Raw genomic sequence first — 16937 nt, 5'->3', positions numbered from 1 at the left:
CCCGGCCGGCCGGTGTCGGCCAGCCCGGTCAACAAGCCGATCTCCGTGCCGCCCCCGCCGCCGGGCATCACCCCGATCCCCGCGCAGCGCCCGACGGTGCCGCCGGCCGAGGCGGGCGAGCCGTTCCGGGCGACGCTGACCAACGCCGCGATGAACTCGGCCCGCGCCGAGCGCAAGCGGCCGACCGTCATCCCGCCGCGGGCCAACGGTCGCGGCGCCACGGCGACGCCGCCGCCGGCACCGCCGCAGCCGCCGGTCAGCGGGTTCCAGGCGACCGACCTGAGCATCCCGGTGCCCGCACCGCGTCCGGAGCCGGGCGCCCGTGCCAACTGGCCGCTCGTCGACAACACCTCCGACGAGCGCGCCAACGGTGAGCCGCGCTTCCCCGACCTCAGCGAGTTGCCGCCGAGCGAGCTCGACCGGCCGACCTACTCGCCGATCGGCGACGACCGGGTGCAGCCGCCGTGGCTGGCCGACGACATGCCGCCGGAGCCGCCGATCCTGCGTCTGGTCGAGCCGCCGCCGCTGGCCGACCGCGCCCTGCGCGAAGAGGCTCCCCGGGAAAACCGGTCGCGCGTTCGCGACGAGCGGCGCACCCGCGACGACTACGCCGCGCGCTACGACGCACCGCCGCTGCGCCTGGTGGAGACTCCGTCCGACACGGGCAGCCACCCGCAGCTTCCGATCGGCATCAGCGCGCCCCCGGTGTCCAACGACGAGGGCGACGGCGATTTGCTGATCTTCGCGGCCGCACGTTCGGCGTGGTTCACCGGCCACCCGGAAGACGAGGCCGAAGACCTCGGCTGGGCGTCGGTTGCCGACACCGGCTGGCAGGCAGCCGAGAAGGCCGCTCAGCCCGCCGTAGGCATCGAGACGCAGTCCGGCCTACCCCGCAGGGTGCCCCAGGCCAACCTGGTGCCTGGCTCGCCGCTACGCGACGAGCGGCCCTTCCGGATCGTCCGTGACGCGGCCAGCATCGCGGCGCACACCACCGGCTATTTCCGCGGCTGGCGCCGCGGCCAGGAGATCGGCGGCTACGCGGTGGGCGGTCGCCCCGGTCGCGAGTCGGCCGGTGGCTGGGACTTCAGCCGTGACCACGGTGGACGCGACGAGAGCCAGGAATACGAATACCGGTCGGCCAGGTCGTGATCCTGCGGGATGCCCCGATTGGGTAGTAACCGCGATTTGACGGCGGGGCTACCGGGCCGGGAGCATACCCGCGTGATATCTGGCGACGGGCGTCGCCGGGCAGTGGAGAGGCGGCACCAGATGGCGAAGCCGGCGTTCGGCCGGGCCCAGATGACCCGGCGTGGCGTTCTGGTCGCAGCCGCGGGCACCTTGTTCACCGCCGCCTGTGGATCCGACGAGACCAACAGCCCTGGCCCGACCACCAAGGGGTCCGAAGAACTCATCATCGGTGCCAGCCTGGAGCTCACCGGCTCGGGCGCCGCACATGGCGTGCTCCAGGAGCGCGCGCTGCGGATCACCGTCGACACGCTCAACGAAGAGGGCGTGCCGGTCGGCAACCTGCGCCGCCGGGTCAAGATGATCTACCGCGACAACGGCAGCCGCCCGGAGACCGCCGAGCAGCAGGCGACCGAGCTCATCCAGAAGGAAAACGTCCATGCGGTCATGGGCGGCGTCCTGGCCGAGACCTCGCTGGCGATGCTCAAGGTCGCGCAGACCGAGCAGGTGCCGTTCATCTCGCTGGCGTCGGCCGACGGCATCGTCACGCCGCTCCCTCAGCGCACCTACATCTACCGGCTACAGGCCAACGCCGACGACGTGGCGCGGATGATGGCCGACCTCATCTCGGAGCCCGGTCGCAAGCTTGACAAGATCGGCATGCTCTACGGCAACGGTGCCTACGGCGAGGCCGGCTACGACGCGCTGCGCAAGAAACTCGGCAGCCACCTGATCGCACACGAGCAACTCCCGCCGACCGGCAGCACCAACGTCACGCCGTTCGCGAAGCGCGTGGCCGACACGAAGCCCGACGCCATCATCATCTGGGCCCAGGCGCCCGACTCCGGTGCCGCGGCGCTGGCGCTCAAGAACGGCCTGTCTTTCGGGGGCCAGCTCATCTTCGATCCGGGCGCGGTTGCCGATGACACGCTGACCGGCGACAACGCCACCGCCGCGCAAGACGCGCTGGCCGTCCACCCCGCGTCGCTGGCCGGCACGTCGCTGACCGACACGACGATGGCCGACCTCGACCGGCGTGACTTCATCTACCGCTACATCCAGAAGCACGGCGCGTTCCGTGGCTTCGCGCCCTACAGCTCCGACGCGGTGCGGCTGATCGCCAACGCGGCCCGGCTGGGCCGCAGCGTCGACCGCGGCCGCATCCGGGTCTACATGGAAAACCTCATCTCCGAGGGCATCGCCGGCTCCTACACCTTCGCGCCGATCGACCACGGTGGCATGACCCGCGACTCGCTGGCGATCTTCCAGGTCACCAACGGCGCGTGGGTCCGCTTCAGCTGACCCGCCGCCCGGCACACCCGAGCACGAAGAAAGCCCCACCGCCTTCCGGGCGGTGGGGCTTCTTGTTGGCGGTCAGGCCGGGGCGACCGCGCGGGACCGGCGCATGCTCAGCACGTATTCGACGAGGCTGATCAGCACATGCTTGGTCGACTCGCGGTTGCGGGCGTCGCAGGCCACCACGGGGACGTCGCTGGAGATCGCGAGGGCATCGCGGACATCCTGCGGGTCGTGGTATTGCACGCCGTCGAAGCAGTTGATCGCCACCAGGTAGGGCAGGCGGCGATGTTCGAAGAAGTCGATCGCGGCGAAGCAGTCGGCTAGTCGACGCGTGTCGACGAGCACGATCGCACCGATCGCACCTCGGACCAGCTCGTCCCACATGAACCAGAATCGCGTCTGGCCGGGGGTGCCGAACAGGTAGAGGATCAGGTCACGGTCGATCGTGATCCGGCCGAAGTCCATCGCCACGGTCGTCGTCTTGCCCGGCACTTGCCGGGTGTCGTCGACGCCGACGCCGGCCGAGGTCATGATGGCCTCAGTGGTCAGCGGCGTGATTTCCGACACCGACCCGACCAGCGTCGTCTTGCCGACGCCGAACCCGCCGGCGATGACAATCTTCGCCGACGTCACACGGCCAGCGCTCGGGCGGTGCGTCACGTCAGAGCCTGCGAAGTCCACTCAGCACCCTCTCCAGCAGTTCAGTGCCCACCGCATCGTTCGTGTCTTCCAGTGAGGTCGGTTCGTAGACCGCGACGAGCCCGTCGGCGGCCATGTCGGCGATCAGGACCCGGGCAACCCCCAGCGGGAGCTGCATCCGAGCCGCGATCTCCGCGAGCGACTGCAACCGGCCGTCGCACAACGCGGCGATGTATTGGTGCTCGCGGCCTCCCCCACCTTTGGTGGAGTTGGCGGTTCGGCCGCGGACCGTCGTCTCGACGAGTGCCTCAAGGGCGATCTCGAGCCGGGGCCGGGTGCGTCCGCGGGTCACGGCGTACGGCCGCACCAGCGCGCCCGTCGGCTCGTCTCTGTCGGTCATCGCCGTTCACCCCCCTTCGCATCCGAACACGGCCCGATCGCTCGGGGACCGTCGCGTCTGTATGTCGTTGTCGTGCGCCGTTCCGTTGCCGGAACGACTAGCCCAGCATTCCCGCGGCCGTGCGTGGCGCCGGGGTCAGCGCGTCACCGACGCGGTCGACCAGCAACGCCATCTCATAACCGACCTGGCCGACGTCGCACGTGCGAGCCGCCAGGACCGCGAAGGAGGAGCCGTCGGAGATCGACATCAGGAAGAGGAACCCGTTGTCCATCTCGACGACGTTCTGCAGCACGGCACCGCCCTCGAAGCAGCGGGCCGCGCCCTGCGTGAGGCTGACCAGACCGGACGAGATAGCGGCCAGCTGGTCGGCCCGGTCGCGCGGGAGGTCCCGCGACGAGGCGAGGAGCAGACCGTCGGCGGAAACCGCGATCGCGTGTGCGACCCCCGGCACCCGGTCGGCGAAGTTGGCGAGCAGCCACCCGAGATCTTGCGTGGTTGTCATCGTTCGTGCTCCTTCTGACCGCTCCCGGCACCCGGACCGTGGCCAGCTTGGGAGGGCTGCCCGGCCGGAGTCGTATCCGAAGTTTCGTCCTTTGGCTGGGTGCGACCGCGCTGCACACCCCGGTGATAAGCCGAGAGCAGCCCGCGGACCGCTTCCGGAGTGCGCTTCTGCACCGACGATGCTGACTTGTCGACCCCACCCGGCACGAGTTGCGCCATTGGCACCCGCTTGGGCAGGCCGGCCTGCGTGGTTTCGTTCACTTGCATCTCCGAGATGGCGGAAGCTGCCCGCCACCCGTCGTCAGCGGCCGTCTGCCAGGACTCCTGCGCGGGCCGGCTGGCGGCGCCGTTGCCGTTGCCGTTCCCGCCGCTGGGAGCGCCGCCAGTGGGAATGCCACTGTCGTGCTGTGCCGGCGGCCGGGTCGGCAGCGGGCTGCGCGGTGGCAGGCCGCCACTGCCGCCCATCGGTGCACCCACCGGACCGGTCGACGGTGCCGCTGCCGGCGCCGTCCGCGACTGCGGCGAGCTGGTGAGCCGTTGGCTGGCCTCGACGGTGACGAACTGCTCCGTCGGTGCCGCGGTGGCTCCACCGCTCATCCGGTGCTCAGCGGCCGGTGCGGACGCTGCGGCGGCTGCGGGGGCAGTCGCTGCGGCGCTCGGCGTCGGCGTGAGCGAGGCGGCCTCTTCCGCGGCCGCCCGGCGGGTGCGGAACCACGCCGACTCGAGCTCGCGGAAGATCGGCAGTTCCATCGTCTCGTCGGCGAACCGGGCCTTGTTGGCGGCCGGGATGATCGGCGGGACGGCGGGCTGTGCGGATGCTTGTGCCGGTGCGGCCGGGCGCTCGACCCGGGGCAGTTCGGCGGTCAGGTCGTAGCCGGCGCTGAGCTGGTCGACGGCCGGCTGCGGCTCGGCGGCGACCGGCGGCCACGCCGGCGGCGCCGGGTTGGCCGCGGGAGCCGGAGCACCCATGCCCGCACCCGCCAGGCCGTAAGGCTGCGCCGGAGCGGTGGGCTGCGCCGGCGGCGCGCTGGCCGGGATCGGTGCGGCCTGCTGGTAGCTCGGTGCGGCCGGCTGCTCCGGCGTGCGGCCGGGCAACCCGCTCGACCGACCCGGAACGACCGGGCTGTCGGGCATGGCGATCGGCGGACCGGCCGGGGCGCTCGGCGGCAGCGTGGGGCCGCCCTGCTCCCAGACCTCGGGCCCACGTGGCGCGGCTGCCGGCCCCGGCGACGACGGCGGCACGGAGATCACCGGCGGAACCGAGATCACCGGGGGCGCCGAGAAGACCGGGGGCGTGCCGTTGTCGCGCGGCGTCTGGCGCGGGATCCCGGGCGACTGCGGACCGCCGCCGGTCACCTCGCCCTCCATCGCCCAGCCGTCGGTCGAGCGACGCTGCGGCAGTGGCGGGTCGTTGCGCGCGGCACCGTTGTTGGTGCGCGAGCCGAACGGGTCGCTCGGGCGGTGCGCGGGACCTGCGCCGGTGAGGTCGGACCAGGCCGGCATCGGCCCGCTCCGGGTGTTGCCGTTGGCACCGCCGTTAGCGCTGTGTGCGCCGTTGCCGCCGTTGTAGGGCGCGTCGCCCGGACGGGCACCGAACGCGCTGGCGAGACCGCCACCCGCGCCGGCACCGGCCAGGTCGTGGTCGGGCCGCTGACCCATCGGGCCGCTCTCCAGTGCCAACGGCGCGGGCGCCGGGTATGGCGTGCGGGAGACCTGGGCCGGCTGCTGCGGCATCTGGACTTCGTATTGGCCGGCCAGCGGCCCGCGGCCCGCGAGTGCCCGGGGCACCAGGACCGAGGTGGGCAGGGCGACGTCGGCGACGGTGCCGCGGTCGGACGCCGGACGAAGCTCGACCTTGACGCCGTGTCGGGCGGCCAGCCGCGCGACCACGACGAGGCCCATCATCCGGGAGACGGCCACGTCGACCATCGGCGGCTGGGACAGCCGCTCGTTGAGGTCGTTGAGCTGCTCGTTGGTGATGCCGATGCCGCGGTCTTCGACGTAGAGCACCGCGTGCTCGCCGATCCGGCGGGCCTCGACCATGACGCTCGAGTCGGGCGGCGAGAACGCCGTCGCGTTGTCGAACAGCTCGGCGACGAGGTGCACGAGGTCGTTGACCGCGTGCGCGGCGACCTCGATGTCACGGTCGATGACGCCGAACTCGATCCGGGTGTAGTGCTCGACCTCGGACTGCGCGGCGCGCAGCACGTCGATCAGGGCCGCCGGCTCGCGCTGGATACGCGTCGAGTCGGCGCCGGCGAGCACCAGGAGGTTTTCGTCGTTGCGGCGCATCCGGGTCGCCAGGTGGTCGAGCTGGAACAGCTCGGCCAGACGGTCCGGGTCTTCCTCGCCGCGCTCGAGCCGGTCGAGGTGGCCGATCAGCCGGTCGACCAGGATCTGCGAACGGCGGGCGAGGTTGACGAACATCGTCGCGACGGACGCACGCAGGGCGGCCTGCTCGGCCGCGGTTCGGACGGCTTCGAGGTGGACCGCGTTGAACGCCTCGGTCACCTGGCCGAACTCGTCTTTGCTGCGGACCGGCAGCGGCTCGGCGATCTGGTTGGCGAGCTGGGCCGGCGACATCTGGGTGGACAGCGCCGGGTCACGCAGTCGGGCCACCGCCTGCGGCAGGCCGTATTGGGCGACCGCCAGGGCGCCGTGCCGCAGTTCGCGCAGCGACCGCGCCATCGACCGGGCGACCAACCAGGCGAACAGGATCGCCAGCAGCAGCATCGCGAGCAGCAGGCCGGTCTCGATGAGGACCTGGCGCTGCACGTCGTCGCGCAGGGTGGTGGCGGTGTCGACCACGGTGTTGTCGAGCCGTCGCTCGACGCTGCGGATCAACCGGCTGTGGCCGAGCAGCGCGCTGTCCCACCCGTCGATCGTGAACGGTGCTTCGGCGAGCGAGCCGCTCTGCGGCATGATGCCGGTGATCCAGCCCGCGTAGGCGGTCGAGGAACGCAGGTCGGAGCCGGCGACCGTCTGGTTGTAGGACTCTTCCTCGGTCACCGTGGCGACCGAGATGAACGTCTCCGCGGCCTGTAGCTGGCCCGTCTGCGAAGCGATGAACTCCTTCTTGAGGTTGGGGTTCATCGTGTTGTTGGCGCTGTAGGCCTGGAGCACGACCAGGCGCTCCTGGGATAGGAACTCCTTCTGTCGCGCCACGGCGGCGACCGCACGCATCCGCTCGCTCAGTGACGTGTTGGCGGCCAGCTGTGCGGCGCCGTCACGGAGGTTGAGCAGGTTGTCGACGAGGGCGTTGTAGGCCCGGGCCGCGTCGGTGAAGGCGAACTTGTCGCTCGTCACCTGGCTGCGCACACCCGGCAGGCCCTGGAGGCCGTCGTCGATCTGGTTGAGCGTGGTGACGAAGTTGGTCGGCAGGCCGTTGAGGGAAGCGCGCTGCGTCGCGTAGTTGTTGACCACGCGGTCGACGGCCTGCTGCGAAGTGTCGAAAGCGGTGCGGTATTTCTTCGCCTGCGTGTCGGACCTCGCGCCCAGCAGCATCGCGGCCGCGGCGCGTTCGTTCTGCAGGTTCTGGACGAGATCCCCCGACGCCTCCACCACGACGGCTAGGTCACGTGCCTGGTCCGCGTTCTCCGACGTGTCGATGTGGTCGATCAGGCCGTTGGTGCCAACCACGATCGTCGCCAGGGTCGGGACGATCATGATGAGGCCGAGCTTCGACCAGATCGGCAGATCACGAAGCCGGCCGGCTGGCCGGCGGAGACGCGACATGAAGGAATTCGCCGTCTTCGGCCGCTTGCTCACGTCACCGCCCTCCGGTTCGGCGCCGTCAGGAAATTGCGCACGGGCACCGCCGATCGGCCGACCCGGGCGGGTCGGACCCCCGGCATTCCATCACGTCGAGCTAGCAAAGAGAAAGCCCACCCTGTCCGTGATCGCCGTACTGATGCGATGTTCAGGCCGTTTGTCAGCACCGCGTTGACCTCGCGTCACCCTAGGTGAGCGTCGATCTCCCGCAGGCGGTACTACTTCCGGGGCGCGCGGATCGACAGAGCGCTGGTGCAATGCCCCTTATAGGGGAAGCGCGCTGCGGATTCGTACGAAGAGACGATGAGAAATACCCGTTAAGTCTGAATTGGACTTCCGATGTGCCGGATTGTGCACGTGGCGAAGACGGCCGTCACGCCAATTTGGCGTACGCGGGCTTGATCACCTCATTGATGATGGTGAGCCGTTCGTCGAACGGGATGAACGCGCTCTTCATCGCGTTGATGGTGAACCACTGCATCTCGGCCCAGCCGTAACCGAACGCATCGACCAGCAGCGCCATCTCGCGTGACATCGAGGTGCCGCTCATCAGCCGGTTGTCGGTGTTGACGGTGACCCGGAAGCGCAGGTCGCGGAGCAGCCCGATGGGGTGCTGCGCGATCGACGGCGCCGCACCGGTCTGCACGTTGGACGACGGGCACAGCTCCAGCGGGATCCGCTTGTCGCGCACATAGGCCGAAAGCCGGCCGAGCACCGGCTCGCCGCCGGGCGTGATGTCGTCGACCAGCCGCACGCCGTGCCCCAGCCGGTCGGCACCGCACCACTGGATCGCCTGCCAGATCGACGGCAGCCCGAACGCCTCGCCGGCGTGGATGGTGAAGTGGAAGTTTTCCCGCTGGAGGTATTCGAACGCGTCGAGGTGGCGGGTGGGCGGGAAGCCCGCCTCAGCACCGGCGATGTCGAAGCCGACCACCCCGGTGTCGCGGTAGCGCACCGAAAGCTCGGCGATCTCCTGCGACCGGGCCGCGTGCCGCATCGCGGTCAGCAGGGTGCCGACCCGGATCTGCTGCCCCTTCGCCGCCGCCTTCGCGGTGCCCGAGGCGAACCCGGCGAGCACCGCCTCCACGACGCCGTCGAGCGTCAGGCCCTTCTCCAGGTGTTGCTCGGGCGCGAACCGGACCTCGGCGTAGACCACCCCGTCGGCGGCCAGGTCGAGCGCGCACTCCTCGGCGACCCGGTGCAGCGCCGGCGCGGTCTGCATCACCGCGACCGTGTGCTCGAAGGTCTGGAGGTAGCGTTCGAGCGAGCCGGAGTCGGCCGACTCGACGAACCAGCGCCCGAGCTCGTCGGGATCGTTGGTCGGCAGGGCATGGTCGACCTCCGCCGCGAGGTCGACGACCGTCGCCGGTCGCAGCCCACCGTCGAGGTGGTCGTGGAGCAGCGCCTTAGGGGCCTTGACGATCTCTTCCATGCCAATTGCGACCATGGAAAGACTTTAGTGGCAGAGGTCGAATGAACCGTGACGTTGTGGCTCACCTGCGTTGCCCGGTGTGCCACGAAACACTGAACACCGTCGCCCAGGCGTTGCGCTGCCCGCGGGGGCACAGCTTCGACATCGCGCGACAGGGGTACGTCGACCTGAGCGCCGGCCGGTCGCCGCACACCGGTGACACGCCGGAGATGGTCGCCGCGCGCGACGCGTTCCTGGCGAAGGGGCACTACGCGTTCGTGTCCGCGGCGCTGTCCGAGGGGGCGGCCGGGTCCAACGGGTTGGCCGTCGACGTCGGCGCCGGGACGGGGCAGCACCTGGCGGCCGTACTCGATGGGAACGAAGGTCTGGTCGGTCTGGCCCTGGACGCGTCGAAGCCGGCGCTGCGCCGGGCCGCGCGGGCACACGACCGGGCCGGCGCCGTCCGGGCCGACGCCTGGGGCCGGTTGCCGCTGGCCGACCACGACACCGCGGTGCTGCTCGACGTGTTCGCGCCCCGCAACGGGCCGGAGTTCCATCGGGTGCTGCGCCCTGACGGCCGGCTGCTGGTCGTCACGCCCGAGCCCGACCACCTGGCCGAACTCGTCGACGCGCTCGGCCTGCTCCGGGTCGACCCCGACAAGGAGGACCGGCTGGCCGCGAGCCTCGACGAGTGGTTCGTGCTGGAGCGGCGGCAGAGCCTGCGGTCGCGGTTGCGGCTCGACCGCGACGAGGTGGCGGCCGTGGTCGGCATGGGTCCGAGCGCCTGGCACCGGGCACCGGCCGCGATCGAGCTGCCCACGCCGGTCGCGGTGACGGCGGCGGTGCGGCTGGATCAATACCGGGCTAGGTAGAGAGATCGACTTCTTCCCAGCCGCCCGGAGGATCGTGGTAGGGGCCCTTGAAGACCACGGCCCACTCCAGTGCCCAGCGGCGTTGCCCGATCGCGTTGGCGTCGACCACACCGGGCAGCCCGATGCCCCGCCGCTCGGCTTCGAGGTAGCTCCAGTCGAGGCAGTAGTAGAAGTCGAGCATCGCGGCGGCCTCGGCGGCGTCACGCGGCGCGGCGAGGATTCGCGAGCGCCATGCCCGGAATGTCTCGCCTTCCGGTAGGTGCGGCAACGCCTCCATCAACCGCTCGTCGGTCGGCGCGGTCGGGTCGAGATGCTTGCTCAGCCCGAGCAGCCAGGCGAGCGCGAAGATCGCGTCGTGGTGCAGCACGAACGAGCGGCGGTCACCTCGCTCGGCCACCACGAACTGCCACTCCGGCGGCGTCACAAACTCGACCAGGTGCGAGGTGAGCAACCAGCTCATCGCGGCCTGTGGCGGCATGCCGAAGCAGCGGGCCAGCACCAGATGCAGGATCGCGGTGCGCGCCTCGATGTCGCCGGTGGGTCGCAACTCGACCTCGTCACCCGGCTCCCACACCAACGGGAACCCGGCCGGCGGTGTCGGCAGGCGTAGCCGGCGCAGCTCATCGACGCTGGCCGCCCGGATGGGCCGCGGGTCGGGGGCAGGCACGGTCACGGCGTTTTGGTTCCTCTGACGTCGACGATCCCCCTGGCCAGCGAGGATAGCCCTTCCGGGCGCGCAGCGGAACGTCAGGCGAGACGATCGATGACCAGCGGCGTGGCGGCCGGCGGTTGGGTCGAGATCGTCACCGCGCCGGCGGCGGCCTCCAACGCCGCGCCGAACCGGGCCGGGTCGTCGCTACGCAGCTCATACAGCGGCTCGCCGGCCCGCACCGGATCACCGGGCCGGCGGTGCAGCAGCACCCCGGCTGCGGCGGAGACCGGATCCTCCTTGCGCGCCCGGCCCGCGCCGAGGCGCCAGGCCGCCACCCCGATGGCGTACGCGTCGACCGCCGCGACGAACCCGTTGGCCTCGGCGGTGACCGTGTGCGTCTCCCGCGCGACCGGCAACGCCGCCTCCGGGTCGCCGCCCTGCGCCCGGATCATCGCCCGCCAGGAGTCCATCGCGCGCCCGTCGGCGAGCGCCGCGGCGGGGTCGGCGTCGGGCCGCCCGGCCGCGTCGAGCATCTCCCGGGCCAGCGCCAGCGTCAGCTCGACCACGTCGGCGGGGCCGCCGCCGGCCAGCACCTCGACCGACTCCTCGACCTCGATCGCGTTGCCGACCGCCCGGCCGAGCGGGGTGGACATCTCGGTGAGCAGGGCGACCGTGCGTACCCCGTGTGCCTTGCCCAGGTCGACCATCGTGCGGGCGAGCTCACGCGCGTCGGCGAGCGACTTCATGAACGCGCCGGAACCGACCTTGACGTCGAGCACCAGCGCGCCGGTGCCCTCAGCGATCTTCTTGCTCATGATCGAGCTGGCGATCAGCGGGATCGCCTCGACCGTGCCGGTGACGTCGCGCAGCGCGTAGAGCTTGCGGTCGGCCGGCGCCAGGCCGTCGCCCGCGGCGCAGATGACGGCGCCGACATCGCGGAGCTGCTTGATGAACTCGGCGTTGTCGAGCCGGGCCCGCCAGCCCGGGATCGACTCCAGCTTGTCGAGGGTGCCGCCGGTGTGCCCGAGGCCGCGCCCGGAGAGCTGCGGCACCGCGACGCCGCAGGCGGCGACCAGCGGGGTGAGCGGCAGCGTGATCTTGTCGCCGACGCCGCCGGTGCTGTGCTTGTCTGCGGTCGGCCGGTCGACGGCGGAAAGGTCGAGCCGTTCGCCGCTCGCGATCATCGCGGCGGTCCACCGGGCGATCTCAGCCGGTGTCATGCCGCGCAGCAGGATCGCCATCGCCAGCGCCGACATCTGCTCGTCGGCGACCACACCCTTGGTGTAGGCGTCGACCACCCAGTCGATCGCGGCGTCGGAGAGCACACCACCGTCACGCTTGGTCCGGATCACGTCGACCGCCGCGAAGGTCATGCCTCCCACCGCTTTCCGATCTCGGCGGGCGCCTGGCCCTCGCCGGCCCACCAGGTCTCGCCGGCCTCGTCGACCACCACGATGCGGGCGGTGCGGGCCCGCGCCCACTCGATCCCCTGGGCCGGGTCGTGCCAGGTGGGCGCCTCTTCGAGGATGCCCTTCTCCTCGCCCTCGCCGGACGAGCGCTCCCAGTAGCCGGTCCAGACCAACGCGCCGCCGGCGCTGTCGGTGTGCACGAAGACCGTGCCCCGGCCGCGCCAGCGGGCCAGCCGCTCGGGCACCTCCGGGATCGCGCCGCGGCCCTTGTCGAGGTTGGCCGGGCCGAACGCGTGCGGCAGCAGGTCACCGACCCGCAGCGGCTCGGGCAGCGCCTCGACCAGGCACTCCGGGCCGCCGTGCTCGAAGAGGAGTTGACGGCAGCGGCCACACGGCATCAGCGGCTGGCCGGCGCCGTCGACGCAGGAGACCGCGACCAGCCGGCCGCCGCCCGAGGCGTGCAGGGCCGAGACCATGCCGCACTCGGCGCAGAGGGTCACCCCGTAGGACGCGTTCTCCACGTTGCAGCCGACCACGACCCGCCCGTCGTCGACGAGCCCCGCGACACCGACCGGAAAGTCCGAGTACGGCGCGTACGCGTGGCCCATCACCTCGACGGCGGCCGCCCGTAGCGCCACCCAGTCGATCTCCATGAGCAGACCCTAACCCTTGATATAGGGCGTTCCGTCCGCGGCGGGCGCGCGCACGCGGCCGACGAGACCGGCGACCGCGACGATCGTGGCGATGTAGGGCAGCATGTTGAGGAACCCGCTCGGGATCGGGCTGTTGATCGAGCCCAGGCTGACGGCCAGCGCGGAGCAGAAGCCGAAGAACAGCGCCGCCAGCATCGAGCCGATCGGGCTCCACCGGCCGAAGATCAGCGCCGCCAGCGCCACGAAGCCGAGGCCCGACGTCATGTTCTTGTTGAAGTTGGTGGTCGACAGCAGCGTGAAGTAGGCGCCACCGAAGCCGGCCACCACGCCGCCGATCAGCACGTTGCGGTAGCGCAGCGCGAGCACCTTCACGCCGAGGGTGTCGGCAGCCGCCGGGTGCTCGCCGACGGCGCGGGTGCGCAGGCCCCAGCGCGTGTAGAACAGCCCTACGTGGATCAGGATGACCAGCACGATCGCGCCGTAGAGGAAGACGTTCCCCTTGAACAGCGCCGGCCCGAGCAGCGGGATCTTCGACAGCCCGGGAATGTCCCACTCGGGCACGAACGTCGGCTGGTTGAACCGCGACTGGTCCTTGGCCATGAGCTGCTCGTAGAGGAAGCCGGTCAGGCCCAGCGCGAAGACGTTGAGCACGACGCCGAGCACCACCTGGTCGACCAGGAATCGGATCGCCAGCACCGCGAGCAACAGCCCGATGATCAGGCCGCCGACGCCGGCGGCCAGGATGCCGATCCAGACGCTGCCGGCCAGGGTCGCGAACATCGCCGCGGCGAACGCGCCCATCAGGAACTGGCCCTCGATGGCCACGTTGATCACCGCGGACCGCTCGCAGAGCACACCGGCCAGCGCGCCCAGGATCAGCGGCAGGGCCAGCGTCACCGAACTGTGCGCCACACTGCCCAGCGGGATGATGTTGAGATTGTCCGGCGCCTGGGAGAGCTGCCAGCAGAGGAACGAGATCAGCGCGGCGACGATGCCGAGGCCGAGCAGCCAGCCGAACGCGCGGCGCGCGGTGACCAGCATGGCTCCGCCGGCGAGGGCGGCGATCGCGCCGAACAGGATCGCGCCGACCCGGCCGTTGAGGCCGATCGAGCTGCCGCTGATCGTCTCGGCGAGGGTGAACTCGGCCTTCTGCGCGGAGGCGAGCGCGCCGAAGAGCACGGCCGCGACGAGGCCCGCCCCCGCGAGGCCCACACCGACCTTGCGCTGGCGGGTCCAGTAGCGGACCGGTTCGACGACCACCTGGGCCGTGTCGACGGTGCTGGCCGTCACGGTCTCACCATCCCTTGGACATGCCGGTCCCGAGCCCGCTGACCTTGGCCGGCCGCAGCCGGAACACGGTCTTCACCAGCGCGGGCGCGGCGACGAAGATCACTATCAGCGCCTGGATGACGCCCACCAGCTCGAGCGAGATCCCGGAGAACGACTGCATGCGGTTGCCACCGGCCTGCAGCGCTCCGAACAGCAGCGCCGCGAACAGCACACCCCACGGCTTGGCCCGGCCGAGCAGGCCGACCAGCAGGCCGTCGAAGCCGACGCTGCCGATCACCGCGCCGGTGAGGCTGACCGCGGTGCCCATCACGATGGTCGCGCCGCCGAGGCCGGCGAGCGCGCCGGCGGCCGTCATCACCAGCACGTAGGTCGAGCCGACGCCGATGCCGGCGGTGCGCGAGGCCTCCGGGTTGAGGCCGACCGCGCGCAACTCGAAGCCGAACGTCGACCGCTTGAGCAGCCAGGCGACCGCGGCGACCACCAGCACCGCGACCACGATGCCGAGGTTGACCCGCAGGCTGGGGCCGAGGAAGCCGAGCAGGTGGGTCAGCTGGGCCGAGTCGTCGACCGGCTTGCTGATCGCGTCGCTGCGCTCCGGGTCCTGGATGCCCTTCTGGATGATCAGCCAGCCCAGGAAGAACAGCGCGACGTAGTTGAGCATGATGGTCGTGATGACCTCGTGCGCGCCGGTGCGGGCCTTGAGAAAGCCGGGCACGAAACCGTAGGCACCACCGAACGCGGCGCCGAAGACCAGCGCGACGACCAGGTGGATGCCCACCGGCAGCGGCAGCAGGAAGCCGGCGAGCGCGGCACCGACGGCACCCATGATCGCCTGGCCCTGCACGCCGATGTTGAACAGGCCGCCGCGGAAGGCCAGCGCGAACGCCAGACCGGTCAACGCCAGCGGCGCCGCGTAGGTCAGCGTCTCCGAGATGGGGAAGAACACCCGCTCCCAGGTGCCGGTGCCGTTGACCGCCGCCTGCACCGCCGCCGGGTCGACGATCGAACCCTTGAACAGCTGGGCGTACGCGTCGCTGACCTTGTCCCACGACAGGCTGAAGAAGTCGGAGGGTCGGCTGAAGAAGTAGGAGAAGGTGGCCCGCACGTTCTCGTCGGAGATCGCGATCAGGATGCCGCCGATGACCAGCGCCAGCAGCACGGCGAGCACCGTCACGGTGACCGTGTTGGCGGTCCACATGGTGCGCAGGTAGCGCCCGGCGAAGGTCTTCGGCGGCGGGAGCTGGTCGGCACCGGCCGCGGCGAGGTCCTCCGCGGTCGCCGTCGTCTGCTCAGTCATCGGTGTGCCCGTCCTTCACCCCGGCGCCTTCCGTCGTGACGCCCGCCATCAGCAGACCGATCTCCTCGCGTGGCGTGTCCGGCGACACCACCGCGATCACCCGGCCCCGGTAGATCACCGCGATCCGGTCGGAGAGCGCGAGAACCTCGTCGAGCTCGCTGGAGACCAGCAGCACGGCCGTGCCCTCGCCGCGCTCGCGGACGATCTGGCGGTGGATGAACTCGATCGACCCGACGTCGACGCCGCGGGTCGGTTGGGCGGCGATGAAGAGCTTGAGCGGCCGGGAGAACTCCCGGGCGACGATCACCTTCTGCTGGTTGCCGCCGGAGAGCGTGCCGACCGCGGCTTGACCGGAGGCGTCGGTGCGCACGTCGAACTGCTCGACCCGCTCGCGCGCCGACTTGGCGATCGCGTCGGGCCGGATCACCCACCGGGTGCCGAAGGGCTCGGTGTTGTAGATGTCGAGCACCAGGTTTTCCGCGACGGTGAAGTCTTTGACCAGGCCGTCGACGCTGCGGTCCTCGGGGACGTAGCCGACGCCCTCGCGCAGGATGTCGCGGGTCGAGAGGCCCAGCGTGGGGCGGCCCTCGATCGTCGTGCTGCCGGCGACCACCGGGCGCAGGCCCATGATCGCCTCGATCAGCTCGGTCTGGCCGTTGCCCTGGACGCCCGCGACGCCGAGCACCTCGCCGGCGTGCACGGTCAGGTCGACGCCGTCGACGGCCCGGTGGCCGCGGTCGTCGTTGACGGCGAGGCCGGCGACCTCGAGCACGGGCGCGCCGAGGTCGGCGGCGGGCTTGTCGACCCGGAGCAGCACCGACCGGCCGACCATCAGCGAGGCGAGCTCCTCTTCGCTGGTGTCGGGCGCCGCGGTGCCCACCGTGCGGCCGCGGCGGATCACGGTGATCCGGTCGGCGATCGCCTGGACCTCTTTGAGCTTGTGTGTGATGAAGACGATCGACTTGCCGGCGGCCTTGAGCGTCCGCATGATCTCGAGCAGGTCGTCGGTCTCCTGCGGGGTCAGCACGGCGGTCGGCTCGTCGAGGATCAGCAGGTCGACGTCGCGGGTCAGCGCCTTCACGATCTCGACCCGCTGCTGCACGCCGACCGGCAGGTCTTCGACCGTGCGGTCGGGGTCGACGGCCAGCCGGTAGCGGTCGGAGACCTCGCGGACCAGCTTGCGGGCGCGGCGGCGGTCGAGGAAGCCGATCGGGCCGCCGGTGGTCTGCTCGGCGCCGAGCATCACGTTCTCGGCGACGGTGAAGACCGGCACGAGCATGAAGTGCTGGTGCACCATGCCGATGCCGGCCGCGATCGCGTCGCGCGGACCGCGGATCTGCACCGGCTTGTCGTCGACCAGGATCTCGCCCTCGTCGGGCTGGAGCAGCCCGTAGAGGACGTTCATCAGGGTCGACTTGCCGGCGCCGTTCTCGCCGAGCAGGGCATGGATCTCGCCGGGCTCGACGGTGAGGTGTATGTCGTCGTTGGCCACGAGGTCGCCGAAGCGCTTGGTGATGCCGCGCAGTTCGAGTCTCAGCGTGACCTCCTTCAGACGGTG

Annotated in this window: 13 protein-coding genes; 2 read left to right on the top strand and 11 right to left on the bottom strand. The window is 71.1% G+C overall.

Annotated features, from left to right (window positions below; genetic code table 11):
* Positions 1-1269 precede the first annotated feature (1269 nt).
* Positions 1270-2487, top strand: coding sequence for an ABC transporter substrate-binding protein (locus DFJ67_RS14770; protein WP_170215849.1), 1218 nt, complete (start codon positions 1270-1272; stop codon positions 2485-2487).
* A gap of 72 nt (positions 2488-2559) precedes the next feature.
* Here the strand turns inward: DFJ67_RS14770 and DFJ67_RS14765 are convergent, their stop codons facing one another.
* From DFJ67_RS14765 to DFJ67_RS14745, 5 genes are all read right to left on the bottom strand, one after another.
* The gene (locus DFJ67_RS14765; RefSeq protein ID WP_203783877.1) at positions 2560-3165 is read right to left on the bottom strand and encodes a GTP-binding protein; all 606 of its coding nucleotides are present in this window, start codon (positions 3163-3165) and stop codon (positions 2560-2562) included.
* Positions 3146-3523, bottom strand: a complete 378-nt coding sequence (locus tag DFJ67_RS14760; RefSeq protein ID WP_089247557.1) for a DUF742 domain-containing protein — start codon at positions 3521-3523, stop codon at positions 3146-3148. Before DFJ67_RS14760 ends, DFJ67_RS14765 begins: the two co-directional genes overlap by 20 nt.
* A gap of 97 nt (positions 3524-3620) precedes the next feature.
* Entirely contained in the window at positions 3621-4025 is a 405-nt protein-coding gene (locus tag DFJ67_RS14755; protein WP_116068409.1) for a roadblock/LC7 domain-containing protein, read from the bottom strand.
* Entirely contained in the window at positions 4022-7759 is a 3738-nt protein-coding gene (locus tag DFJ67_RS14750) for a sensor histidine kinase (protein ID WP_409362947.1), read from the bottom strand. Before DFJ67_RS14750 ends, DFJ67_RS14755 begins: the two co-directional genes overlap by 4 nt.
* A 409-nt stretch (positions 7760-8168) precedes the next feature.
* A complete protein-coding gene (locus tag DFJ67_RS14745) occupies positions 8169-9242 on the bottom strand; it encodes an adenosine deaminase (RefSeq protein WP_116068407.1) in 1074 nt (357 codons plus the stop codon).
* Positions 9243-9268: 26 nt separating this feature from the next.
* Here DFJ67_RS14745 and DFJ67_RS14740 point away from each other — a divergent pair, with 26 nt between their 5' ends.
* Entirely contained in the window at positions 9269-10078 is an 810-nt protein-coding gene (locus tag DFJ67_RS14740; protein WP_116068406.1) for a putative RNA methyltransferase, read from the top strand.
* Here DFJ67_RS14740 and DFJ67_RS14735 read toward each other — a convergent pair.
* The 6 genes from DFJ67_RS14735 to DFJ67_RS14710 form a co-directional block, all read right to left on the bottom strand.
* Entirely contained in the window at positions 10071-10751 is a 681-nt protein-coding gene (locus tag DFJ67_RS14735; RefSeq protein ID WP_116068405.1) for a DUF4272 domain-containing protein, read from the bottom strand. The two genes, DFJ67_RS14740 and DFJ67_RS14735, sit on opposite strands and share 8 nt — an antisense overlap.
* Before the next feature lie 74 nt (positions 10752-10825).
* Positions 10826-12103 (bottom strand): thymidine phosphorylase, encoded by a 1278-nt coding sequence (locus DFJ67_RS14730; protein WP_116068404.1) that lies wholly within the window; start codon positions 12101-12103, stop codon positions 10826-10828.
* Complete coding sequence (locus DFJ67_RS14725; protein WP_116068403.1) at positions 12100-12792, bottom strand: cytidine deaminase; 693 nt, start codon at positions 12790-12792, stop codon at positions 12100-12102. Before DFJ67_RS14725 ends, DFJ67_RS14730 begins: the two co-directional genes overlap by 4 nt.
* A gap of 9 nt (positions 12793-12801) precedes the next feature.
* Positions 12802-14082 (bottom strand): ABC transporter permease, encoded by a 1281-nt coding sequence (locus DFJ67_RS14720; protein ID WP_116068402.1) that lies wholly within the window; start codon positions 14080-14082, stop codon positions 12802-12804.
* A 4-nt stretch (positions 14083-14086) separates the two neighbouring features.
* Complete coding sequence (locus DFJ67_RS14715) at positions 14087-15379, bottom strand: ABC transporter permease (protein ID WP_116068401.1); 1293 nt, start codon at positions 15377-15379, stop codon at positions 14087-14089.
* Positions 15372-16871: an ABC transporter ATP-binding protein gene (locus tag DFJ67_RS14710; protein ID WP_308442555.1), complete on the bottom strand. Its 1500-nt coding sequence runs from the start codon at positions 16869-16871 to the stop codon at positions 15372-15374. The genes DFJ67_RS14715 and DFJ67_RS14710 overlap by 8 nt, the downstream gene beginning before the upstream one ends.
* Between the last annotated feature and the right edge of the window lie 66 nt (positions 16872-16937).

Origin of the sequence: Asanoa ferruginea (assembly GCF_003387075.1) — a bacterium.
GTDB lineage: Bacteria > Actinomycetota > Actinomycetes > Mycobacteriales > Micromonosporaceae > Asanoa > Asanoa ferruginea.
Note: the sequence above shows the minus strand (reverse complement) of the source record. Positions and strands in the feature narration are given on the sequence as shown.